At 43.0% G+C, this 23,022-nt stretch carries 23 protein-coding genes and 1 riboswitch; of the genes, 21 read left to right on the forward strand and 2 right to left on the reverse strand.

Annotated features, from left to right (window positions below; translation table 11 throughout):
* Window positions 1–7: 7 nt before the first annotated feature.
* Window positions 8–110, forward strand: a riboswitch (TPP riboswitch).
* A 73-nt stretch (window positions 111–183) separates the two neighbouring features.
* The 11 genes from HF881_RS07030 (at window position 184) to HF881_RS07080 (ending at window position 10,547) form a co-directional block, all read left to right on the forward strand.
* Window positions 184–474: a thiamine-binding protein gene (locus HF881_RS07030; RefSeq protein WP_000647673.1), complete on the forward strand. Its 291-nt coding sequence runs from the start codon at window positions 184–186 to the stop codon at window positions 472–474.
* Window positions 437–1,195, forward strand: a complete 759-nt coding sequence (locus HF881_RS07035) for an ABC transporter permease (RefSeq protein ID WP_084975925.1) — start codon at window positions 437–439, stop codon at window positions 1,193–1,195. The genes HF881_RS07030 and HF881_RS07035 overlap by 38 nt, the downstream gene beginning before the upstream one ends.
* A 34-nt stretch (window positions 1,196–1,229) precedes the next feature.
* Window positions 1,230–2,237, forward strand: coding sequence for an ABC transporter substrate-binding protein (locus tag HF881_RS07040; protein WP_169446908.1), 1,008 nt, complete (start codon window positions 1,230–1,232; stop codon window positions 2,235–2,237).
* The gene (locus HF881_RS07045) at window positions 2,237–2,965 is read left to right on the forward strand and encodes an ABC transporter ATP-binding protein (protein WP_169446909.1); all 729 of its coding nucleotides are present in this window, start codon (window positions 2,237–2,239) and stop codon (window positions 2,963–2,965) included. The genes HF881_RS07040 and HF881_RS07045 overlap by 1 nt, the downstream gene beginning before the upstream one ends.
* Window positions 2,966–3,083: 118 nt before the next feature.
* Window positions 3,084–3,542, forward strand: a complete 459-nt coding sequence (locus HF881_RS07050) for a CtsR family transcriptional regulator (protein WP_084921098.1) — start codon at window positions 3,084–3,086, stop codon at window positions 3,540–3,542.
* A gap of 1 nt (window position 3,543) precedes the next feature.
* On the forward strand, window positions 3,544–5,976 hold the full coding sequence (locus HF881_RS07055) for an ATP-dependent Clp protease ATP-binding subunit (RefSeq protein WP_169446911.1): 2,433 nt from the start codon (window positions 3,544–3,546) through the stop codon (window positions 5,974–5,976).
* 146 nt (window positions 5,977–6,122) lie between these two features.
* A complete protein-coding gene (locus tag HF881_RS07060) occupies window positions 6,123–7,181 on the forward strand; it encodes an AAA family ATPase (protein WP_169446913.1) in 1,059 nt (352 codons plus the stop codon).
* A 9-nt stretch (window positions 7,182–7,190) separates the two neighbouring features.
* Window positions 7,191–7,970, forward strand: coding sequence for a nicotinamide riboside transporter PnuC (pnuC, locus tag HF881_RS07065; RefSeq protein ID WP_169446915.1), 780 nt, complete (start codon window positions 7,191–7,193; stop codon window positions 7,968–7,970).
* A gap of 1 nt (window position 7,971) precedes the next feature.
* Window positions 7,972–8,745: an NUDIX hydrolase gene (locus HF881_RS07070; protein WP_169446917.1), complete on the forward strand. Its 774-nt coding sequence runs from the start codon at window positions 7,972–7,974 to the stop codon at window positions 8,743–8,745.
* A gap of 305 nt (window positions 8,746–9,050) precedes the next feature.
* Entirely contained in the window at window positions 9,051–9,734 is a 684-nt protein-coding gene (locus HF881_RS07075) for a hypothetical protein (RefSeq protein ID WP_169446920.1), read from the forward strand.
* A 126-nt stretch (window positions 9,735–9,860) separates the two neighbouring features.
* The gene (locus tag HF881_RS07080) at window positions 9,861–10,547 is read left to right on the forward strand and encodes a DUF1275 family protein (RefSeq protein WP_000764009.1); all 687 of its coding nucleotides are present in this window, start codon (window positions 9,861–9,863) and stop codon (window positions 10,545–10,547) included.
* Window positions 10,548–10,602: 55 nt separating this feature from the next.
* On the opposite strand, the gene dusB is transcribed toward HF881_RS07080, so the two are convergent.
* Both dusB and hslO read right to left on the reverse strand, forming a co-directional pair.
* Window positions 10,603–11,583, reverse strand: coding sequence for a tRNA dihydrouridine synthase DusB (gene dusB, locus HF881_RS07085; RefSeq protein WP_000183317.1), 981 nt, complete (start codon window positions 11,581–11,583; stop codon window positions 10,603–10,605).
* Entirely contained in the window at window positions 11,570–12,442 is an 873-nt protein-coding gene (hslO, locus tag HF881_RS07090) for an Hsp33 family molecular chaperone HslO (RefSeq protein WP_169446922.1), read from the reverse strand. Before hslO ends, dusB begins: the two co-directional genes overlap by 14 nt.
* 293 nt (window positions 12,443–12,735) lie before the next feature.
* Here hslO and HF881_RS07095 point away from each other — a divergent pair, with 293 nt between their 5' ends.
* From HF881_RS07095 to adcA, 10 genes are all read left to right on the forward strand, one after another.
* The gene (locus tag HF881_RS07095) at window positions 12,736–12,867 is read left to right on the forward strand and encodes a teichoic acid D-Ala incorporation-associated protein DltX (protein WP_025168981.1); all 132 of its coding nucleotides are present in this window, start codon (window positions 12,736–12,738) and stop codon (window positions 12,865–12,867) included.
* 20 nt (window positions 12,868–12,887) lie between these two features.
* Window positions 12,888–14,438 (forward strand): D-alanine--poly(phosphoribitol) ligase subunit DltA, encoded by a 1,551-nt coding sequence (gene dltA / locus HF881_RS07100; RefSeq protein WP_169446924.1) that lies wholly within the window; start codon window positions 12,888–12,890, stop codon window positions 14,436–14,438.
* Window positions 14,435–15,679, forward strand: coding sequence for a D-alanyl-lipoteichoic acid biosynthesis protein DltB (dltB, locus tag HF881_RS07105; protein ID WP_169446926.1), 1,245 nt, complete (start codon window positions 14,435–14,437; stop codon window positions 15,677–15,679). The genes dltA and dltB overlap by 4 nt, the downstream gene beginning before the upstream one ends.
* Window positions 15,680–15,692: 13 nt before the next feature.
* Window positions 15,693–15,932 (forward strand): D-alanine--poly(phosphoribitol) ligase subunit DltC, encoded by a 240-nt coding sequence (gene dltC / locus HF881_RS07110; RefSeq protein ID WP_000351972.1) that lies wholly within the window; start codon window positions 15,693–15,695, stop codon window positions 15,930–15,932.
* Entirely contained in the window at window positions 15,925–17,193 is a 1,269-nt protein-coding gene (dltD, locus tag HF881_RS07115; RefSeq protein ID WP_169446928.1) for a D-alanyl-lipoteichoic acid biosynthesis protein DltD, read from the forward strand. Before dltC ends, dltD begins: the two co-directional genes overlap by 8 nt.
* Before the next feature lie 141 nt (window positions 17,194–17,334).
* Entirely contained in the window at window positions 17,335–19,371 is a 2,037-nt protein-coding gene (nt5e, locus tag HF881_RS07120) for a cell surface ecto-5'-nucleotidase Nt5e (RefSeq protein ID WP_169446929.1), read from the forward strand.
* A gap of 148 nt (window positions 19,372–19,519) precedes the next feature.
* Entirely contained in the window at window positions 19,520–19,960 is a 441-nt protein-coding gene (gene adcR, locus HF881_RS07125) for a zinc-dependent transcriptional regulator AdcR (protein ID WP_001249325.1), read from the forward strand.
* Complete coding sequence (locus tag HF881_RS07130) at window positions 19,960–20,664, forward strand: metal ABC transporter ATP-binding protein (protein ID WP_001269482.1); 705 nt, start codon at window positions 19,960–19,962, stop codon at window positions 20,662–20,664. Before adcR ends, HF881_RS07130 begins: the two co-directional genes overlap by 1 nt.
* Window positions 20,657–21,463 (forward strand): metal ABC transporter permease, encoded by an 807-nt coding sequence (locus tag HF881_RS07135; protein ID WP_084877208.1) that lies wholly within the window; start codon window positions 20,657–20,659, stop codon window positions 21,461–21,463. Before HF881_RS07130 ends, HF881_RS07135 begins: the two co-directional genes overlap by 8 nt.
* Before the next feature lie 9 nt (window positions 21,464–21,472).
* Entirely contained in the window at window positions 21,473–22,978 is a 1,506-nt protein-coding gene (gene adcA / locus HF881_RS07140; RefSeq protein WP_169446930.1) for a zinc ABC transporter substrate-binding lipoprotein AdcA, read from the forward strand.
* The last annotated feature ends 44 nt before the right edge of the window (window positions 22,979–23,022 follow it).

The following is a 23,022-nucleotide window of genomic DNA, read 5'->3' on the forward strand; positions in this document are numbered from 1 at the left end:
ATATGTCCATATAAGATACGGGAGTCTGTGTACAGTCTGAGAGGAAGTGTTAAACTTCGACCGCACCTGATCTGGGTAATGCCAGCGTAGGGAAGGATACTTAGTCGAATTCTGCACCTTTTCCGTATATATGGTAAAGGTTTTTCTTTTTGTCAAAAGGAAACCTGAGAAGAGGAGGTTTTTATGAAAGCAAGCATTGCCTTGCAAGTCTTACCCCTATCACAGGGGATTGATCGAATTGCTATTATCGATCAAGTGATTGCTTATCTGCAAGCTCAGTCCGTGACCATGGTGGTGACACCTTTTGAAACGGTTTTGGAAGGAGAGTTTGATGAGCTTATGCGCATTCTCAAAGAAGCGCTTGAAGTGGCCGGACAGGAGGCAGATAATGTCTTTGCCAATGTCAAAATAAATGTAGGAGAGATTTTAAGCATCGATGAGAAACTTGAAAAGTATGATGAGACGACAGATTAGTCTTTTGGGATTTCTCGGAGTCTTGTCGGTCTGGCAGTTAGCAGGAATATTCAAACTTTTACCCAAGTTTATCCTGCCGACCCCTCTTGAAATTCTCCAGGCCTTTGTTCGTGACAGAGAATTTCTTTGGCACCATAGCTGGGCGACCTTGAGAGTGGCTTTACTGGGTCTAGTCTTGGGAGTCTTGATTGCCTGTCTCATGGCTGTGCTTATGGACAGTTTGACTTGGCTCAATGATCTTATCTACCCTATGATGGTGGTTGTGCAGACCATTCCGACTATTGCCATAGCTCCTATCTTGGTCTTGTGGCTAGGTTATGGGATTTTGCCCAAGATTGTCTTGATTATTTTGACGACAACCTTTCCTATCATAGTCAGTATTTTGGATGGTTTTAGGCATTGTGACAAGGATATGCTGACCTTGTTTAGTCTGATGCGTGCAAACCCTTGGCAAATCCTTTGGCATTTTAAAATCCCAGTCAGCCTGCCTTACTTTTATGCAGGTCTGAGGGTCAGTGTCTCCTACGCCTTTATCACAACAGTGGTATCTGAGTGGTTGGGGGGCTTTGAAGGACTAGGTGTCTACATGATTCAGTCCAAGAAACTGTTTCAGTATGATACCATGTTTGCCATTATTATTCTGGTGTCGCTTATCAGCCTTCTGGGCATGAAGCTGGTCGATATCAGTGAGAAATATGTGATTAAATGGAAGCGTCCATAGAAGACGTTTGAGAAAAAGAAAAGAGGAAATGAAAATGAAGAAAACATGGAAAGTGTTTTTAACGATTGTAACAGCTCTTGTAGCTGTCGTGCTTGTGGCTTGTGGCCAAGGAACTGCTTCTAAGGACAACAAAGAGGCAGAAGTCAAGAAGATTGATTTTATCCTAGACTGGACGCCAAATACCAACCACACAGGTCTTTATGTAGCCAAGGAAAAAGGTTATTTCAAAGAAGCTGGAGTGGATGTTGATTTGAAATTGCCACCAGAAGAAAGCTCATCTGACTTGGTGATCAATGGCAAGGCACCATTTGCTATCTATTTCCAAGACTATATGGCTAAGAAATTGGAAAAAGGGGCAGGAATCACTGCCGTTGCCGCTATCGTTGAGCACAATACATCAGGAATCATCTCACGCAAATCTGACAATGTCAGCAGTCCAAAAGACTTGGTCGGGAAGAAATACGGAACCTGGAATGACCCGACTGAGCTTGCTATGTTGAAAACCTTGGTAGAATCGCAAGGTGGAGACTTTGAGAAGGTCGAAAAAGTACCAAACAACGACTCGAACTCAATCACACCGATTGCCAATGGCGTCTTTGACACTGCTTGGATTTACTACGGTTGGGATGGTATTCTTGCCAAATCTCAAGGCGTAGACGCTAACTTCATGTATTTGAAAGACTATGTCAAGGAGTTTGACTACTACTCACCAGTTATCATCGCAAACAACGACTATCTCAAAGACAACAAAGAAGAAGCTCGTAAAGTCATCCAAGCTATCAAAAAAGGCTACCAATATGCCATGGAACATCCAGAGGAAGCAGCCGATATCCTTATCAAAAATGCACCTGAACTTAAGGAAAAACGTGACTTTGTCGTCGAATCTCAAAAATACTTGTCAAAAGAATACGCCAGCGATAAGGAAAAATGGGGACAGTTTGACGCCACTCGCTGGAATGCCTTCTACAAATGGGATAAAGAAAATGGTATCCTCAAAGAAGACTTGACTGACAAAGGATTCACTAACGAATTTGTAAAATAATGACAGAAATTAGACTAGAACATGTAAGTTATGCCTATGGTGAGGAGAAGATTTTGGAGGATATTAACCTGCAGGTGACTTCGGGTGAAGTGGTTTCTATCCTAGGTCCCAGTGGTGTAGGCAAGACTACCCTCTTTAATCTAATCGCAGGAATTTTAGAAGTCCAGTCGGGAAGAATTGTTCTTGATGGCGAGGAGAATCCCAAGGGGCGCGTGAGTTATATGTTGCAAAAGGATTTACTCTTGGAGCACAAGACGGTGCTTGGCAATATCATCCTGCCCCTCTTGATTCAAAAGGTGGATAAGGCAGAAGCCGTTGCCCGAGCGGATGATATCCTTGCGACCTTCCAGTTGACAGCTGTACGGGACAAGTATCCTCACGAACTCAGTGGAGGGATGCGTCAGCGTGTGGCCTTACTCCGCACCTACCTTTTCGGGCACAAGCTCTTTCTCTTGGATGAGGCTTTCAGCGCCTTGGATGAGATGACCAAGATGGAACTTCACGATTGGTATCTGGAGATTCACAAGCAACTAGAGCTGACAACACTCATCATCACACACAGTATCGAGGAAGCCCTCAACCTCAGTGACCGCATCTATATTCTAAAAAATCGGCCTGGACAGATTGTTTCTGAAGTTAAACTAGATTGGTCCCAGAGCGAAGACAAGGAAGTCCAAAAAATTGCCTATAAGCGTCAAATCTTAGCGGAATTGGGATTAAATACTTAGAAAAATAGGGAGTTGGTGAAGATTATTCTTTACTTGCTCCCTTTTCCTTTAAAAAAATCAAAAATTTCGGTATAATAGTCAAAGATAGTCAAGGTTCAAAGAAGGAGTTTGATTTACTATGAGATTTAAAAATACATCAGATCATATCGAAGCCTATATCAAGGCGATTTTAGACCAATCTGGTATCGTGGAATTGCAGCGGAGCCAGTTGGCAGATACCTTTCAGGTTGTGCCTAGTCAGATCAACTATGTAATCAAGACACGTTTTACTGAAAGCAGAGGTTACTTGGTTGAGAGCAAGCGTGGTGGCGGAGGCTACATTCGCATAGGGCGTATTGAGTTTTCCAATCATCATGAGATGCTCCGCGATTTGCTTTACTCGATTGGTGAGCGAGTTAGTCAGGAGATTTATGAAGATATTCTCCAGCTTTTGGTGGAGCAGGACTTGATGACCAAGCAGGAGATGACCTTACTGGTATCTGTGGCAACGGATCGTGTCCTAGGGGAAGAATCCTCAGTTGTCCGTGCCAATATGCTCCGACAGCTATTACAAGAGGTAGATAGAAAAGAGAAGTAAGATGAACTATTCAAAAGCATTGAATGAATGTATCGAAAGTGCCTACATGGTTGCGGGCCATTTTGGAGCTCGATACCTGGAGTCTTGGCATTTATTGATTGCCATGTCCAATCACAGTTACAGTGTGGCAGGGGCGACTCTAAATGATTATCCTTATGAAATGGACCGTTTAGAAGAGGTTGCTTTGGAATTGACTGAAACGGACTATAGCCAAGACGAAACCTTTACGCAATTGCCCTTTTCCCATCGTTTGGAGGTTCTCTTTGCAGAAGCGGAGTATGTGGCCTCAGTGGTCCACGCAAAGGTACTAGGGACAGAGCATGTCCTCTATGCGATTTTGCATGACGGCAATGCTTTGGCAACTCGCATCTTGGAGAGAGCAGGCTTCTCTTATGAAGACCAGAAAGATCAGGTTAGAATTGCTGCTCTTCGTCGCAATCTAGAAGAACGTGCAGGATGGAGTCGTGAAGACCTTAAGGCTTTGCGTCAACGTCATCGCACAGTAACTGACAAACAAAATTCCATGGCCAATATGATGGGCATGCCTCAGAATCCAAGTGGCGGTCTCGAGGACTATACGCATGATTTGACGGAGCAAGCTCGTTCTGGTAAGTTAGAGCCGGTTATCGGTCGTGACAAGGAAATCTCACGTATGATTCAGATTTTGAGTCGAAAGACCAAGAACAATCCTGTCTTGGTTGGAGATGCTGGTGTTGGGAAAACAGCTCTGGCTCTTGGACTTGCCCAGCGTATTGCTAGTGGAGATGTACCTGCGGAAATGGCTAAAATGCGCGTTTTGGAGCTTGATTTGATGAATGTTGTTGCGGGGACACGTTTCCGTGGAGATTTTGAAGAGCGCATGAACAATATCATCAAGGATATCGAGGAAGATGGCAAAGTAATCCTCTTTATCGATGAACTCCACACCATCATGGGTTCTGGTAGCGGTATTGACTCGACTCTAGATGCGGCCAATATCTTGAAGCCAGCCTTGGCGCGTGGAACTTTGAGAACGGTTGGAGCAACCACTCAGGAAGAATACCAAAAACACATCGAAAAAGATGCTGCCCTTTCTCGTCGTTTTGCCAAAGTGACCATTGAAGAGCCAAGTTTAGCTGACAGCATGACCATTTTACAAGGTTTGAAGGCTACCTATGAGAAACACCACCGTGTGCAAATCACAGATGAAGCTGTCGAAACAGCTGTTAAGATGGCGCATCGTTACTTGACTAGTCGTCACTTGCCAGACTCTGCTATCGATCTCTTGGATGAGGCGGCAGCAACAGTGCAAAACAAATCCAAGCATGTGAGAATGGACGAATCGGACTTGAGTCCAGCTGACAAGGCCTTGATGGATGGCAAGTGGAAACAAGCAGCCCAGCTAATCGCAAAAGAACAAGAAGTGCCTGTCTATAAAGACTTGGTGACAGAATCTGATATTTTAACCACCTTGAGTCGCTTGTCAGGTATCCCAGTCCAAAAACTGACGCAAACGGATGCTAAGAAGTACCTGAATTTGGAAGCAGAACTGCATAAACGCGTCATCGGACAAGATCAAGCTGTTTCAAGTATTAGCCGTGCCATTCGCCGTAACCAGTCAGGTATTCGCAGTCACAAACGTCCGATTGGCTCCTTTATGTTCCTAGGACCAACGGGTGTCGGAAAGACCGAATTGGCCAAGGCTTTGGCAGAAGTTCTCTTTGATGACGAATCAGCTCTTATCCGCTTTGATATGAGTGAGTATATGGAGAAATTCGCAGCCAGCCGTCTCAACGGTGCCCCTCCAGGCTATGTGGGCTACGAAGAAGGTGGGGAGTTAACCGAGAAGGTTCGCAACAAACCATACTCTGTTCTCCTCTTTGACGAGGTCGAGAAGGCCCACCCAGACATCTTTAATGTCCTCTTGCAGGTCTTGGATGATGGAGTTCTAACAGACAGCAAGGGGCGCAAGGTGGACTTTTCAAATACCATTATCATCATGACTTCAAACCTTGGTGCGACAGCCCTTCGTGATGATAAGACTGTTGGCTTTGGCGCGAAAGACATTCGTTTCGACCAGGAAAATATGGAAAAACGGATCTTTGAAGAGTTGAAAAAAGCTTATCGACCAGAGTTTATCAACCGTATTGATGAAAAGGTGGTCTTCCATAGCTTGGATAGCGAACACATGCAGGAAATTGTCAAAATCATGGTTAAACCATTGATTGCTAGCTTAGCAGAGAAGGGCATTGACCTGAAACTGCAAGCTTCCGCACTGAAGTTACTAGCTAGTCACGGTTACAATCCAGAAATGGGAGCCCGTCCACTTCGCAGAACACTACAAACAGAGGTGGAAGACAAGCTAGCAGAACTCCTTCTAAAGGGAGAACTGGTAGCAGGCAAAACTCTCAAAATCGGTGTCAAAGCTGGACAATTGAAATTTGATATTGCTTAAAAAATGAGAATCAGGAGAAGTCCTGATTCTTTTTTTGGAACCTTTTTATATAAAATGATAAAAAACTATTGACAAAATAAAAATATAGTATATAATAAAAACATAGAAAACCAAAAATATAGAAATTTATAAAAAGGTTAGCGTATATGAAAAAGAAAACAGCAGTAGTGTTTGGGACCTTTGCCCCTCTACATCAGGGGCATATCGATCTGATCCAGCGAGCGAAGCGTCAGTGTGACCAGGTCTGGGTAGTCGTTTCAGGCTATGAGGGAGACCGAGGTGAGCAGGTAGGCTTAACGCTTCAAAAACGATTTCGCTATATCAGAGAGGCTTTTCGTGATGACGAGTTGACCTCTGTCTGCAAGTTAGATGAGACCAAGCTTCCTCGTTACCCTATGGGCTGGCAGGAGTGGTTGGATCAGATGTTAGCAGAGATTTCCTACGATGAAGCCCAGCAAGAACTGATCTTTTTTGTGGGGGAACGTGACTACCAGCAAGAATTATCAAATCGTGGTTTTGAGACCGTTTTGCAAGAAAGAAAGTTTGGAATCTCAGCGACTATGATTCGAGAAAATCCAAGCAAATATTGGAAATATATTGCTCAGCCCTTCCGTCGTCAGTTTACTAAGAAAGTGTTGATTATGGGAAGTGCCAGCAATGGGAAGACCACTCTAGCCAAGGATTTGGCAAGGTATTACGATGCGCCCGTTAGTCTAGAATACGCGCGTGAGTACCAGATCAAAAACAATGTCCGCGACGATGAATTGACTCCAAAAGATTACTATTATCTCCTGTTGGGGCAGTATGACCAGACCTCTAAGTTAATCGATAGCAATGCCAATCGAGGTCTAGTGATAGCTGACACAAACTCCTTAGTAACCAAGGGCTACTATGATTATTACATGGAGGCTGAGGCTCAAGAGGACTTATCAGGAGAAACCTTTGACAATCTCTTTGTTTCGATCTTGGCTAAGGAAAAATGGGACTTGATTCTCTTTGTGCAACCTGTCGGCTCCTATGTCAATGACGGGTTTAGAGATATGGCCATGGCGGAAGACCATATTCGTCACAGTTTTTCCCAGCATCTGGACCAGATGAGAGAGCGCTATTTAACCACCATTCCACTAGTTTATCTAGCGGAGGATTATCTAGGCAATTATGAAGGAGCCAAAGTAGCTATCGATGCCATTTACCAAGCAGATTAGGAGAAAATGATGAAAACAGTAACTAAAAAAATCACACAATTTATCGAGAACTTTAAAAATGTCCATGCAGAAGCCCGCAAGATTGGTTTTGCAGGAATCATGCACCTGCTCTGGAAAGATCTCTTTGTCGGCCGTAGTCTTTTCCAGTGGTTGTATCTCATCGCCTTGTCAAGTGTTCCCTTGATCTTGGAATTCACGCAAAATACAGAAAGCCATGACTGGCTGAGCTTGTTTGCATCTTGGACTGGGATTGTCTGTGTTATCTTGGTAGCAGAAGGACGGGCTAGCAATTATCTCTTTGGAGCCATTAACTCGGCCATCTATTTGATTTTAGCTATGAATGCGACTTTTTATGGCGAAGTCTTGACGACCGTTTACTTCTTTGTTATGCAGCCGATTGGTCTCTATGCTTGGTTGTCCAATCGTATTAATGATCAAGGAAAACCAGAAGAATCCCACTTTGAAGCTAAGAAATTATCTGTACTTGACTGGCTCAAGTACTTGGTCTTGACTGCCATCATCTGGATTGGTATGGGCTTGGCTTACCAAAGTATCCATAGTGCTCGCCCTTTCCGTGATAGTGTTACCGATGCGACCAATGGTGTTGGTCAGCTCTTGATGACCCGTCTCTATCGTGAGCAATGGATTTTCTGGATTGCAACCAATCTCTTTAGTATCTACCTCTGGTGGGGTGAAAATATCCACATCCAAGGTATGTACTGGGTATACACACTTAATAGTCTAGTGGGATGGTACCAATGGACCAAGGCAGTTCGAAAGGAGGCATAAGATGGCAGACACGAAGATTCCAGGAGGGATGACGGAAAAAGAATATTATGAAATTCATGCCAGTCAGGAGGAGTTTTTGGATTGGTACTACAAGCAGGAACTCCCTCAATATGAAAAACCAAGTGTGACAGTAGATATGGTAGCCTACTGCTTTGTCGAAGGAAAGATCAAGCTCTTATTAATTCGCCGCAAGGCTCACCCTTATCAAAACTGTTTGGCCTTAGTTGGAGGGTTTATGGATAAGGGAGAAGATGCTGCGCATGCCTGTCAGCGTGAGGTGAGAGAAGAAGTCAATCTCGATCTTCCTTTAGAAAAAATTGAGCAATTGATGACCGTATCAACTCCCGGTCGTGATCCACGTGGCTGGACGGTGACCATTGCCCACTTGGTTTATTTGCCTAGTCGTGCATTAGAACTTGTTCAAGCAGGAGACGATGCCAAGGATGTTGTTTTCGTAGATGTCGATTTTCAGACAGGAAAATGCTACCTTGAGGGAGTCGAGCTGGAGGAGCAAGCCTTCGCTTTTGACCATTATGCCATTATCCAAGAATCCATCAAACGAATCCAAGGCCGTCTCGACTGGAACCCGACCTTCCTTTATCTGTTGGAGGAGGAGTTCACCGTCTACGAAGGGACTGAACTGGTCAATCTCATCAATCCTGGTCGGCCCATCGTCAGCAATAACTTTCTCGTAAAATACGGCGAATATGTAGAAGAAGTTGGACTCAAACGAGTACCCAAAAAGAAACCAAGAAAAACCTATCGATTGAAATAAAAGTGAGGTCGGGACAAAGTTCCCGACCTCTTTATTTGCTATTATTAGATGTTTTTATCCTATTTCAATAGTATTGAAGCTCTTTATCTAAAAAGATACAAGTGATTACACAAAGGCGATGTAAAAAATAGGACTTTTATCTAAAAAATTTTCTATTTTTTAGTTTCGATTACGAATAGAAATAGTAGAAGGGACAATTTTTAAAATAGTTTCTCTAAATAGTTGACAGATTTAAGGTCTAATGTTACAATTATATTACAAAAAGATTTCTTAACATTACAAAATCGTTACAAAGGAGTAGAAAAATGAAAAAGAAAACCTATATCAAATTGATGGCAGCGACTGTATTGGCTTCTACCTTGCTACTAGGAGCTTGTGGAAATAAAAACGAAACCACTCAAACTAGTAGCTCTGCAAAGACAAGTCAATCATCAAGCTCTAAAGCAGCTTCTTCTAGCAAAGAAAGCAAGACTCAAAAATCTTCAAGCTCAGCTTCATCTGAAAAGGCCCAGGCATCTTCTGGTCAGTCTTCTACAGCGGCGGATCAGTCACAAGCGAAACCAGCGCCTGAATCAAGACAAGAACAAGCAGCCCCTAGTCAGCAAGCTCCATCTCAGGCACCTTCAACTCAGCAAGGCTCTCAAGCCCAGTCTAACCAGTCAGGCTATGATCCAACAACTGACCGCCAACTTCAAGACAAGCAAGCAGAACACAACAAACGCTACAAGGGTGTTTTAACCATGGTCGATGGTGATTTCTCAGCAGCTGCAGGCAACTGGAAGGGAGCAAATGGCGAAACTATTACGGTTTCATCAGGGGGCCAATTTACAGTAGAAACTGCAGATGGAAAGAAAGAAAACTATTCTATCAGAGGCTACTCTTACACTCTTGATGATGGCAAGTATAATGCCAAAATCGGTGGAGGAAAAATCATCCAAATTACAACAGGTGCGGATGGTAAAGTTTCGAGTGTTGCCTTGATTCAATAATAAAATTTGGTGTTTTAACTCTTACTAGAAATCGTTCTGTAAAAGAGTGAGTCAACTGTTTTTCACTTAGTTTCTCCAAGAGAAAGTGGTATAATAAAAAAATCAAAGGAAAACGAGTGATAATACATGGCGGATAAATTAATCTTACCTCAAAACACACGATTGATGGGAGTATTTCTTGGATTTGTAGGTGGTTCTTTGGATGTGTTTTGCCATATTCAATACCATAGTTTGGTAGCGACACAGACAGGGAATATTCTCCTATTGATATCTGATTGGCATGACTCAAATGTTATCAATACGATGCTACGATTCTGCTCCATTATTTTCTTTTCTCTAGGATTTCTGTTTGCATTGCACATGAAAGAATACCGCAAAACGGCCTACTGGCGGGTTAAGATGCTGCTCCCTTTATTTATTGGAACTCTTATTCTACCTTTCTTTTCACGATTTCCTCTATTAGAAGTTCCTTTCATCGCTTTTGGAACAGGAATGATGATGCTAACATTTACGGGCAGTTTGATTGAAGATCATCCCTATGTCATTTTTATGACGTCTGGAAATTACCGAAAGATGCTGACCGCTTTGTATCGCATTGCTAGAAGAGAAGGAAATATCCAAGAATACCGTCGTCAGGCCTTAAATTATGGGATTGTTGTGGGAAGTTTCGTAGTGGGCGCAATCAGCTTGGCTGTATTGATGCATTTTCTTCATGAATGGTCTATATGGATTGTCAGCCTTAATTTGTTTTTGATTATGTCCTATTATATAGCTAGAGTGAAGCAATTAGATTTACAAGATGAAAATATATAAAAACGGCAAGACTCATTTTTGAGCTTTGCCGTTTTTGTGAGTTGTAGATGTGAGACTATGCTTTGTCTAATTGTAAGAGGGCTTCAATCTCTGCCAGAGTGCTGGCTTGGGAAATGGCTCCACGAAGTTTGGCAGCGCCAGATGTTCCCCGGAGATAGTGAGGAGCGAGGCCGCGGAATTCACGAACGGCTACGTTTTCACCTTTGAGGTTAATCAAGCGTTTCAAATGTTCGTAGGCGATTTTCATCTTGTCCTCAAAAGTCAAATCAGGGAGAATTTCTCCAGTTTCAAAGTAGTGATTGATTTGATTAAAGAGGTAAGGATTTCCCATTGCTGCGCGACCAATCATAACAGCGTCAGCTCCGACTTCTTCGATACGCTGTTTGGCTTCTTGTACCGTACGGATATCACCATTGGCGATAAATGGAATCTTGGTCAGAGCTTGAGCGACCTTGTGAAGAGTCTCAAGGTCTGCGTGGCCTGTGTACATTTGTTCGCGAGTACGGCCATGCATAGCGAGGGCAGAGACACCTGCAGCCTCAGCTGCGAGGGCATTCTCCACGGCTAGGGATGGATCAGACCATCCTGTACGCATTTTGACAGTGAGGGGGATATCAAGGACAGATTGGACCTTGTTGATGATAGAGTAGATCTTGTCTGGATCCTTGAGCCACATAGCACCAGCTTCGTTCTTCACGATTTTGTTAACTGGGCAGCCCATGTTGATATCGACGATATCAGTCTTGGTATTTTCTTGGATGAATTCTGCTGCGCGTGCGAGGCTGTCTTCATCACTACCAAAGAGTTGGATAGAAACGGGATTTTCGCCTTCATCGATGTGAAGCATATGCAAGGTTTTTTCGTTGTTGTATTGGATTCCCTTGTCAGAGACCATTTCCATCACAACGAGTCCAGCTCCAAGCTCTTTTGCGATGGTACGAAAGGCTGAGTTGGTGACACCAGCCATGGGCGCTAAAACAGTACGATTGGGAATCTCAACATTGCCAATCATAAAAGGTGTATTAAGATTTGTCACGAATGAGTTCCTCCAGGTCGTTTTCATCAAAATTATAAGTTGTTTGGCAGAATTGACAAGTGATTTCTGCCCCGTGGTCTTCCTCTTTCATTTCCTCTAAGTCTGAGCTTGGAAGGCTGGCAAGAGCATCCATAAAGCGTTCTTTGCTGCAGTCGCATTGGAAACGGATTTCTTCTTCGGAAAGGCGTTTGTAGGATTCGTCGCCGTAGATAGCCTTGAGAAGGGCTTCGATATGGTCGTCGCTTTCTAGAAGGGTTGAGATGGCTGGCATTTCTTGGATGCGTTTCTCAAAGCGAGCAATCTCTTCTTCCTTGGCTCCTGGCAATACTTGGAGAAGAAAACCACCGGCAACCTCGACCTTGTCGTCTTTATCCAAAAGAACATTGAGGCCGACTGCTGAAGGGGTTTGTTGGCTTTCTGTCAGGTAGTATGCCAAGTCTTCACCGATTTCCCCAGAGATGAGAGGAGTCATGGAGTTGTAGGGATTTCCAGTACCATAGTCTGTGATAACGAGAAATTGACCGTTTCCAACAAAAGGTCCGACTAGGACTTCACCTGTTGCGGTCTTTTTGATGTCAACACCTGGATTTTGAACGTAGCCTTTAACATTGCCCTTGGTATCTGCGACTGTGATGATGGCCCCGAGAGAGCTCGTTCCCAGAACTTTAACTGTTAGTTTGGTATTTCCTTTTTCATTGGCTGCGAGAATCTGGCTAGCGATAAGGGTGCGACCAAGTGCAACAGTTGAACTGGCTTGAGTTTGATGTTTTTCTTGAGCAGTGCGGACGGTTTCAGTGCTATCAAGGACAAAAGCACGAAAGGCTCCGCTTTCTGATATAGTTTTAATAATTTTATCCATAGCTACTATTTTAGCATAAAAATGCCCAAAGGGGGAGCCGTGTGTTTGTTGTCATTTTTTAAACTGTTTAATTTCTGATGACTGGTATAGGAGATTTATAGAAATGGAAATTTTTGTTTACGTTTACTGTTAACATTTTAATTTATCTTAAAATAACCTAAAACGAACTTTTAAGTTATGGTAAACAGTTGAAAAAAAGGTTGATAAAGTGGTAAAATGTTAGGAAGATAAGATAGTAAATGCATAGTTGCATAGCTTTTTTGAAAAATCATAGAAAATTGAACACACTAACTATGGGAAAACACAGAAAATTGTATATGTTTTTGGGACAGACCGTCCTATATTTTGTAATCTTACTTGGTTTGCTTTATTTTTTTAGTTACCTTGGTCAGAGCCAAGGCACCTTTATTTATAATGAGTTCTAGTTTAAAGGAGAAGAGGAACCGTGTCTAATAAACCGATAAAAGATATGATTGAAACAATTGAGTACTTTGCTCAAACACAGCCAACATATCCTGTCTACAATGTTTTAGGTCAAGAGCATACTTATGGTGATCTGAAGGCTGATTCAGATAGTTTAGCTGCAGCTATTGATCAACTTGGCTTGCCTGAGAAATCTCCAGTCGTCGTTTTTGGTGGTCAGGAGTATGAGATGTTGGCTACCTTTGTAGCGCTGACTAAGTCGGGGCATGCCTATATTCCAATTGACAGCCATTCGGCCTTGGAACGAATTTCTGCTATCGTAGAAGTTGCAGAGCCAAGCTTGATTATTGCTATCTCAGATTTTCCATTAGAGCAAACTAGCACACCGATGCTGAATTTAAAGCAAGTCCATGAAGCTTTTGCTCAAGCTTCCAGCTACGAGATGACCCATCCAGTCAAGGGGGATGACAACTACTACATCATCTTTACTTCTGGTACGACTGGTAAGCCAAAGGGAGTGCAGATTTCCCACGATAATCTCCTCAGCTTTACCAACTGGATGATTACAGATAAGGAATTTGCGACGCCAAGTCGTCCACAAATGCTGGCTCAGCCCCCTTATTCTTTTGACCTATCTGTCATGTACTGGGCACCGACTTTGGCACTTGGTGGCACGCTTTTCGCTCTTCCTTCAGCCATTACTCAGGATTTCAAAAAACTCTTTGCGACGATCTTTTCACTCCCGATTGCTATCTGGACCTCAACGCCTTCCTTTGCCGATATGGCCATGTTGTCAGAAGATTTTAATAGTGAGAAAATGCCTGGAATCACGCATTTCTACTTTGATGGTGAAGAATTGACGGTTAAAACAGCTCAAAAACTACGCGAGCGATTCCCAAATGCCCGCATTATCAATGCCTACGGTCCAACGGAAGCGACAGTAGCCCTATCAGCTGTTGCCGTAACAGACGAGATGTTGACGACTCTCAAACGTCTACCAATCGGCTATACCAAGGCTGATTCTCCAACCTTTATCATTGACGAGGAAGGCAAAAAACTGCCGAATGGTGAACAGGGAGAAATCATCGTTTCTGGGCCAGCTGTTTCAAAAGGCTATATGAATAACCCTGAAAAAACGGCAGAAGCTTTCTTTGAGTTCGAAGGTCTTCCGGCCTACCACACAGGGGATGTAGGAACTATGACAGATGAGGGCTTGCTTCTCTATGGTGGACGAATGGATTTCCAGATTAAGTTTAACGGTTATCGTATTGAGCTTGAAGATGTTTCTCAAAACCTCAACAAATCTCGCTATATCGAGTCGGCTGTTGCTGTTCCACGCTATAACAAGGATCACAAGGTACAAAATCTACTGGCCTACGTTATTTTGAAGGACGGTGTTCGTGAGCAGTTTGAGCGTGATATCGATATTACCAAGGCTATCAAGGAAGACCTAGCAGATATCATGATGTCTTATATGATGCCATCGAAATTCCTTTATCGAGATAGTTTACCACTGACGCCTAATGGTAAAATTGATATCAAGGGCTTGATTAATGAGGTAAACAATAGATGATGGAGCTTTATAAACAGCTACCTCATTTGGAACCTTATGGCAATCTTTATTATTTTTTGTATGTGATTGCTGCGACCCTACCGATATTTATCGGGCTCTTTTTTAAGAAACGTTTTGCCTTGTACAAGGTGCTGGTTAGTCTCTTCTTTATCGTCACCATGTTGGTCGGTGGAAAGACGAATCAAATAAGCGCTCTTATCCTTTATGTTATCTGGCAAGTACTGCTTGTATTTTTCTACAAAAGGTACAGGAAACGACGGGATAGTAAATGGATATTTTACCTGGTTAGCTTTTTATCTCTATTGCCAATCGTCTTTGTGAAAGTATCTCCTGCTATTCATGGCCCTCAATCTTTGTTTGGCTTTTTAGGGATTTCTTACTTGACCTTTCGTGCAGTTGGGGTTATCGTTGAGTTGAGAGATGGTGTCATCAAGGATTTAACAATCTGGCAATTCTTACGTTTTCTTCTCTTTATGCCGACTTTCTCAAGTGGTCCCATTGATCGTTTTAAACGCTTCGATGAAAATTATGAGACCATTCCTGAGAGGGATGAGCTGATGGATATGCTAGAAGAGGCTGTCAAGTATATCATGCTTGGCTTCCTCTACAAGTTTATCTTGGCGCATATTTTAGGAGAGACATTATTGCCTCCGCTGAAAAATTTGGCCTTGCAGACAGGCGGTTTCTTTAATCATTATGCTTTAGCGGTCATGTACACCTTTGGTCTGGAGCTCTTCTTTGACTTTGCGGGCTATTCTATGTTTGCTTTAGCAATTTCAAACTTGATGGGGATTCATAGTCCTATCAACTTTAACAAGCCCTTTTTATCAAGGGATTTAAAAGAGTTTTGGAATCGCTGGCACATGAGTCTGTCTTTCTGGTTTCGTGACTTTGTCTTTATGCGGATGGTCATGGTGTTGACCAGAAAGAAGGTCTTTAAAAATCGCAATGTGACCTCAAGTGTAGCCTATGTTCTCAATATGCTGATTATGGGATTTTGGCATGGTGTGACCTGGTACTACATCGCCTATGGACTTTTTCATGGGATTGGGCTGGTCATCAATGATGCTTGGGTTCGTAAGAAAAAAGCGCTCAATAAAGAACGGAAAAAAGCTGGGAAGGGTTCCTTACCTGAAAATCGCTGGATTCAGTTGCTTGGCATGGTTATCACCTTCCATGTCGTTATGTTCTCATTCTTAATCTTTTCTGGATTTTTGAATGATTTGTGGTTTAAAAAATAAAAGGATATAAAAAATGGATATCAAATCAGAAGTTATTGAAATTATTGATGAGTTGTTTATGGAAGATGTTTCTGACATGATGGATGAAGATCTTTTTGATGCCGGTGTCTTGGATAGTATGGGGACGGTTGAATTGATTGTTGAGATTGAAAATCGTTTTGACATTCGTGTTCCAGTGACGGAGTTTGGTCGTGATGACTGGAATACAGCTAATAAAATCGTGGAAGGTATTACGGAGTTAAAGAATGCTTAAACGCTTGTGGCTGATCTTCGGACCCATATTTGCTGCAGCTTTTTTGGTTCTTTTGCTCATCTATTTCTTTCCTAGTAAACAAAGCCACAATTTGATGGAGGAGAAGTACTCTGCAGCTTCCATCAGTAGGGAAAGTTTTAAAGAGAGAAGTCAAAAAGTGAGGGCGCTAACGGATCCCAATATGCGTTTTGTCCCTTTTCTAGGGTCAAGTGAATGGATTCGATTTGATAGTGTCCATCCAGCTGTTTTAGCAGAAAAATACAATCGTCCCTATCGCCCTTACTTTATGGGTCAGGCAGGAGCGGCCTCGCTTAATCAATATTTCGGTTTGCAGCAGATTCTGCCAGAAATCGAGGAAAAGCAGGCGGTGTTTGTCATCTCTCCTCAGTGGTTTACAGAGACGGATTACGAGCCAGCAGCGTTTCAGAGATTCTTTAATAGCGACCAGTTGACAGCTTTTTTAGAAAATCAATCTGGGGACATCTCGGCTAAGCATGCTGCGACGCGTTTGTTGAAGCAGAACCCGAGTGTGGCATTGAAAGGCATCCTTCAAAAGCTTTCAAAAGGAGAGGAATTGTCAGATGCTGATCGACTTATCATCAACCTCTTTGCACGATTCAATGAAAAGCAGTCCTCTCTTTTTGGTCAATTTTCCATTCGGGGGAAACTCAAGTACAAAGAACATGTAGAAAACTATTTAAAAGATCTTCCTGATCAGTTTTCCTATGATGCTTTAGAAGAAATTGCCCGTAAGGATGCAGAGGCAAATACGACCAATAACGATATGGGGATGGAGAATCATTTCTACACGTACGAGGTCAAAAAAGACTTAAAAAAATGGGAAGGGTATCAAAAAAATTATAACTTCCTAAAGTCGTCTGAATACAATGATTTGCAGCTGGTTCTCAATCAATTTGCCAAATCAAAAGTCAATGTGCTCTTTGTTATCCAGCCTGTCAACAAAAAATGGATGGAATACACAGAACTCAGTGAAGAAATGTATCAACATGCAGTGGAGAAAATTCGTTACCAGTTAGAAAGTCAAGGCTTTACCAACATTGCTGACTTTTCAAAAAACGGAGGAGAACCTTACTTTATCAAGGATACCATCCACTTAGGTTGGTTGGGCTGGTTGGCTTTTGATAAGGTTGTCAATCCTTTCTTGACGGATCCGAAACCAGCTCCAGACTACAAGATGAATGACCGTTTCTTTAGTAAGGACTGGGCGATCTATGATGGAAATATCAAAGATTTTCAATAAATTGATAAAAAAACTTGAACTTTTTGGTTCAGGTTTTTTGTTTAAATGGCGAATATTCAAGAGAAAAACAGGTCAAAAGTTTTATTTTTTTCAGAAATATCGTATAATATAAAGGGAAAAAGAAAAGAAAAGGATTTTAAAATGAATAAACGTTTCTTATTACCTGTCTTGTCGACAGCCCTACTGGCCCCAGCTTTTTTAGCTGGACAGGTCTATGCTGAAGAAGCAGCTGCCCCTGCAGAAAGTCCAGCAGTATTAACAAATCCTGCAACTTCAGAAACTCCTGTAGCTCCAACAACAGAGGCGGCAAGTCCCGCAAGTGCTGAATCGGCGGAAGCAAAGGAAGCTCCTGTTGAATCTACTAAAAGCGAAGAAAAGGACACCGTTATCTTACATACCAATGATGTTCATGGTCGTATTGTAGAGGAAAAGGGAGTAATTGGAGATGCCAAGTTAGCGACTGTCATCGAGCAGGAACGTGCGAAGTCAAATCAAAATACGCTGGTTGTTGATGCGGGAGACGCTTTCCAAGGTTTACCGATTTCCAACTCTACTAAGGGTGAAGCGCGTGCTGAAATTCTCAATCAGATGCAGTATGATGCCATGGCAGTAGGAAATCATGAGTTTGACTTTGGTTTGGACGAAGCTAAGAAATACAAGGAAATCTTGAAATTCCCATTACTTAGCTCAAATACCTATGTCAATGGAGCTCGTCTTTTTGAAGCTTCTACAATCGTTGATAAAGATAAGACTGTGGAAGGTGATGAGTTTGTTGTAATCGGTGTGACAACACCTGAAACTGCTACAAAAACCCACCCTAAAAACATTAAAGGGGTAACTTTTACAGATCCAATCTCTGAAGTCAATAAGGTCATCGAAGAAGTTCAAGCCAAGGCGCGTGCAGAGGGTAAGGACTACAAACACTATGTTGTGCTCGCTCACTTGGGTGTAGATACCACAACTCCAGTCGAGTGGCGTGGTTCAACCTTGGCAGAAGCTCTATCTAAAAATCCTCGTCTCAAAGGCAAACGTGTGACAGTTATTGATGGGCATTCTCATACAGTAGCTTCCACAACTTATGGCGACAATGTTACCTATAACCAAACAGGAAGTTACCTTCATAATGTTGGGAAAGTTATCTACAAATCACGTCAGCTTTTGGGTAATCCTACGTTGATTGCGGCTGCAGATGCTAAAAAATTACCAGCCAATCCAACAGTTGAAAAACTAGTCAAAGACATTAAACAAAAATACGATGCTGAAAATGCTGTTGAAGTCGTTTCAAACAGCCCTGTAGAACTCAATGGAGATCGTGAAAATGTTCGGGTTCGTGAAACCAACCTCGGAAACGTCGTAGCGGACTCCCTCTATCAGTATGGTCAGACAGGATTTAGCCATCCGACTGACATCGCTGTGACAAATGGCGGTGGCTTGCGTGAAACCATTGCAAAAGGCAAACCGATTACGAAAGGAAATGTCATTGCGGTTCTTCCATTTGGAAATACCATTTCACAAATCCAAGTGACTGGGCAACAAGTCTTGGATATGTTTGAAAAGTCACTCGGATCTATCTTGCAGGTCGATAAGGATGGCAAGAAGGTCTTGGATGAGAACGGACAACCATTGCTAGAACCAAGTGGTGGCTTCTTGCAAGTTTCAGGTGTGAAGGTCTACTATGATACCAGCCTACCATCAGGTAAACGTGTCTTGGCCATCCAGGTCAAAAACCGCACGACTGATCGTTATGATCTTCTAGACCTCGCAAAAACCTACTATCTTGCAACCAATGATTTCCTAGCTGCGGGTGGCGATGGCTACACGATGTTAGGTGGCGCGCGTGAAGAAGGCCCATCTATGGATGCAGCCTTTGAAGAGTATCTGAAAACAGCTGATTTGACCCAGTATGAAAAGATCAATCCAAACTCACGGACGATTTCTGTGGATTCTACAACCTTTAGTCTGCCAGTAGAAACGCCTCAAACGAATGCGGCTGTTAGCGATGCGACTACGAATGTGCCACTTACTTATGAGGTGGCAGGTCAATTTAGCAAGAAGGCAGTTGTCTCAGAAAAAGCTCTCCCAAATACAGGAAGTGAACAGTCCATCTTCTTGCTCTTGATGGGAATGGTAGCTGGTTTGGCAGGTATCTTATCGAGTCGAAAACCAAAGCAAAAATAGGTTAAATTTCACATCTAGAAGAGTCTAGGGAAACGTTTTTACGCCTTTTCCCCTTGACTCTTTTTTGGTTTATGATATAATTAACCAGTAAAGAATCGGTGGCTATCTAAGTTTTTTATGGAAAAGATAGCCAGGGAAGGAGTAACATATGAGACAGCTTGCACAGGAAATCGATAACTTTTTAAACGAGGTGATCTTGAGATCTGAGAACCAGCATGAAATTCTGATTGGGCATTGCACAAGTGACGTAGCCTTGACCAATACTCAGGAACACATCCTCATGCTCTTGTCAGAAGAATCCTTAACCAACTCGGAGTTGGCCCGTCGCCTCAATGTCAGTCAGGCGGCAGTGACCAAGGCTATCAAGTCTTTAGTCAAAGAGGGTATGTTAGAGACATCGAGAGATCCAAAGGATGCGCGTGTGATCTTTTATCAACTGACAGAGCTAGCTCGACCAGTAGCGGCAGAACACCACCATCATCATGAACACACGCTCTCAGCCTATGAACAAGTAGCAAATCAGTTTACTCCAAATGAACAAGAAGTCATCCAGCGGTTTTTAACTGCTTTAGTAGGAGAAATCAAATAATGCGGTATATTACAGTAGAGGACTTGTCTTTCTATTATGACAAGGAACCTGTCCTCGAACATATCAACTACAGTGTTGATAGTGGGGAGTTTGTCACCCTGACTGGTGAAAATGGGGCTGCCAAGACAACGCTTATCAAGGCGAGTCTAGGCATCTTGCAACCAAGATTTGGCAAGGTAACCATCTCAAAGACAAATACTCATGGGAAAAAGCTTAGGATAGCTTATCTTCCCCAGCAAATAGCCAGTTTTAATGCTGGCTTTCCAAGTACGGTTTATGAATTTGTCAAGTCAGGTCGCTACCCTCGAAAGGGTTGGTTCCGTCGCTTGAACGCTCACGATGAAGAGCATATCAAGGCCAGTCTAGACTCAGTTGGTATGTGGGAACACCGTGATAAACGAATTGGCTCCCTCTCGGGAGGGCAAAAGCAACGGGCGGTTATTGCACGGATGTTTGCTTCTGACCCAGATATCTTTGTCTTGGATGAGCCGACGACAGGGATGGATGCGGGGAGCAAAAATGAATTTTACGAACTCATGCACCACAGTGCCCACCATCATGGCAAGGCCGTTTTGATGATTACCCATGACCCTGAGGAGGTCAAGGATTACGCGGATCGAAATATCCATCTAGTGCGTAACCAAGACTCGCCATGGCGTTGTTTTAACGTTCACGAGAGTGACCAGGAGGTGGACCATGCTTAGTTTGTTATCATATGACTTCATGCAGCGGGCCTTCTTGGCTGTCATTGCCATGAGTCTCTTTTCTCCAGTTCTTGGGACCTTCCTTATCTTACGTCGTCAGAGTTTGATGAGTGATACTCTTAGTCACGTTTCTTTGTCTGGTGTAGCCTTTGGTCTGGTTTTGGGGATTTCGCCAACCATTTCGACCATTGTCATTGTCTTGATTGCAGCGGTTTTTCTGGAGTATCTCCGTACGGTTTACAAGAACTTTATGGAAATCGGGACTGCCATCCTCATGTCGACAGGGCTTGCAGTCTCCCTTATCGTGATGAGTAAGGGGAAAAGTTCGAGTTCCATGAGTCTGGATCAATACCTCTTTGGTTCCATTGTGACCATTAGTGAGGAGCAGGTCATTGCCCTCTTTGTCATTGCTGCAGTCGTTTTGCTCTTGACATTCTTGTTCTTACGTCCTATGTACATCCTGACCTTTGATGAGGATACGGCTTTTGTAGATGGGTTACCTGTCCGCACTATGTCCATCCTCTTTAACATGGTGACAGGGGTGGCGATTGCCCTCATGATTCCAGCAGCAGGAGCCCTTTTGGTGTCAACCATTATGGTCTTGCCAGCTAGTATTGCCCTTCGTTTGGGGAAAAACTTTAAATCTGTTATGTTACTGGCTAGTGCGATTGGCTTTTTGGGAATGGTGGCAGGACTCTATATTTCCTACTATGCGGAAACCCCTGCCAGCGCTAGTATCACTATTATCTTTGTAGCTGTCTTTTTGTTAGTCAGTCTATTGAAACGTTTTATCAAATAGGAGAATGAAATGAAAAAAATTAGCTTACTACTAGCTAGTCTATGCGTCCTGTTTTTAGTGGCTTGTTCCAATCAAAAACAGGCAGATGGGAAGCTAAATATCGTGACAACCTTTTACCCTGTCTACGAATTTACCAAGCAAGTCGCAGGAGATACTGCCAATGTAGAACTTCTAATCGGTGCTGGTACAGAACCTCACGAATACGAACCGTCTGCCAAGGCAGTTGCTAAAATCCAAGATGCAGATACTTTTGTCTATGAAAATGAAAATATGGAAACATGGGTTCCTAAATTGCTAGATACTTTGGATAAGAAAAAAGTGAAAACCATCAAGGCGACAGGTGATATGCTGCTCTTGCCAGGTGGTGAGGAAGAAGAGGAAGGCCATGATCACGGTGGTGAAGGTCACCATCACGACTACGATCCTCACGTTTGGCTTTCACCAGCACGCGCCATCAAACTGGTAGAGCATATCCGTGACAGCTTGTCAGCAGATTATCCTGATAAAAAAGAGACTTTTGAGAAGAACGCAGCTGCCTATATTGAGAAACTAAAAGCCTTGGACAAGACCTACACAGATGGCTTGTCTCAAGCGAAGCAAAAGAGCTTTGTAACCCAGCATGCTGCTTTTAACTACCTTGCCTTGGACTACGGTCTCAAGCAAGTATCCATCTCAGGTCTCTCACCAGATGCAGAGCCATCAGCAGCACGTTTGGCAGAATTGACAGAGTATATCAAGAAAAACAAGATTTCTTATATCTACTTTGAGGAAAATGCCTCACAAGCCCTCGCCAATACCCTCTCAAAAGAAACGGGCGTCAAACTAGATGTGCTCAATCCGCTAGAAAGTCTGACAGAAGAAGCAACCAAGGCTGGTGAGGACTATATCTCCGTGATGGAGAAAAACCTCAAGGCTTTGAAGCAGACAACAGACCAAGAAGGATCAGAAATTGAGCCAGAGAAGGAAGAAAATACCAAGACAGTTCACAATGGTTACTTTGAGGATGCTGATGTCAAGGACCGCACCTTGAGTGACTATGCTGGCAACTGGCAGTCTGTCTATCCTTTCCTTGAGGACGGAACTTTTGATCAAGTCTTTGATTACAAGGCTAAGTTGACTGGCAAGATGACCAAGGAAGAGTACAAGGCCTACTATAGAAAAGGCTATCAGACAGATGTGACCAAGATCAACATTACTGATAACACTATGGAATTTGTTCAAGGTGGCCAAAGCAAGAAATTCACCTACAAGTATGTCGGCAAGAAAATCTTGACTTATAAGAAAGGCAATCGTGGCGTGCGCTTCCTCTTTGAAGCGACAGATGCGGACGCTGGACAGTTCAAGTATGTTCAGTTTAGTGACCACAATATCGCTCCAGTTAAGGCAGAACATTTCCATATCTTCTTTGGAGGCACCAGCCAAGAAGCCCTCTTTGAAGAGATGGATAACTGGCCAACCTACTATCCAGATAACCTATCTGGTCAAGAAATCGCCCAAGAAATGTTGGCGCATTGATGTAAGAAAAAATCCCGCAAATCTGCGGGATTTTTTTGGTAGAA

The sequence above is a fragment of the Streptococcus sp. WB01_FAA12 genome, assembly GCF_012843315.1.
Classification (GTDB): Bacteria; Bacillota; Bacilli; order Lactobacillales; family Streptococcaceae; genus Streptococcus.

Coding starts and splice junctions, on each gene's coding strand:
- adcA (WP_169446930.1), top strand. CDS start 21,473: ATGAAAAAAATTAGCTTACTACTAGCTAGTCTATGCGTCCTGTTTTTA.
- HF881_RS07080 (WP_000764009.1), top strand. CDS start 9,861: ATGGCGGATAAATTAATCTTACCTCAAAACACACGATTGATGGGAGTA.
- HF881_RS07070 (WP_169446917.1), top strand. CDS start 7,972: ATGGCAGACACGAAGATTCCAGGAGGGATGACGGAAAAAGAATATTAT.
- HF881_RS07030 (WP_000647673.1), top strand. CDS start 184: ATGAAAGCAAGCATTGCCTTGCAAGTCTTACCCCTATCACAGGGGATT.
- HF881_RS07060 (WP_169446913.1), top strand. CDS start 6,123: ATGAAAAAGAAAACAGCAGTAGTGTTTGGGACCTTTGCCCCTCTACAT.
- HF881_RS07045 (WP_169446909.1), top strand. CDS start 2,237: ATGACAGAAATTAGACTAGAACATGTAAGTTATGCCTATGGTGAGGAG.
- pnuC (WP_169446915.1), top strand. CDS start 7,191: ATGAAAACAGTAACTAAAAAAATCACACAATTTATCGAGAACTTTAAA.
- dltC (WP_000351972.1), top strand. CDS start 15,693: ATGGATATCAAATCAGAAGTTATTGAAATTATTGATGAGTTGTTTATG.
- dltB (WP_169446926.1), top strand. CDS start 14,435: ATGATGGAGCTTTATAAACAGCTACCTCATTTGGAACCTTATGGCAAT.
- HF881_RS07135 (WP_084877208.1), top strand. CDS start 20,657: ATGCTTAGTTTGTTATCATATGACTTCATGCAGCGGGCCTTCTTGGCT.
- HF881_RS07130 (WP_001269482.1), top strand. CDS start 19,960: ATGCGGTATATTACAGTAGAGGACTTGTCTTTCTATTATGACAAGGAA.
- HF881_RS07035 (WP_084975925.1), top strand. CDS start 437: ATGAGAAACTTGAAAAGTATGATGAGACGACAGATTAGTCTTTTGGGA.
- dltD (WP_169446928.1), top strand. CDS start 15,925: ATGCTTAAACGCTTGTGGCTGATCTTCGGACCCATATTTGCTGCAGCT.
- HF881_RS07095 (WP_025168981.1), top strand. CDS start 12,736: ATGGGAAAACACAGAAAATTGTATATGTTTTTGGGACAGACCGTCCTA.
- hslO (WP_169446922.1), bottom strand. CDS start 12,442: ATGGATAAAATTATTAAAACTATATCAGAAAGCGGAGCCTTTCGTGCT.
- nt5e (WP_169446929.1), top strand. CDS start 17,335: ATGAATAAACGTTTCTTATTACCTGTCTTGTCGACAGCCCTACTGGCC.
- adcR (WP_001249325.1), top strand. CDS start 19,520: ATGAGACAGCTTGCACAGGAAATCGATAACTTTTTAAACGAGGTGATC.
- HF881_RS07055 (WP_169446911.1), top strand. CDS start 3,544: ATGAACTATTCAAAAGCATTGAATGAATGTATCGAAAGTGCCTACATG.
- HF881_RS07075 (WP_169446920.1), top strand. CDS start 9,051: ATGAAAAAGAAAACCTATATCAAATTGATGGCAGCGACTGTATTGGCT.
- HF881_RS07040 (WP_169446908.1), top strand. CDS start 1,230: ATGAAGAAAACATGGAAAGTGTTTTTAACGATTGTAACAGCTCTTGTA.
- HF881_RS07050 (WP_084921098.1), top strand. CDS start 3,084: ATGAGATTTAAAAATACATCAGATCATATCGAAGCCTATATCAAGGCG.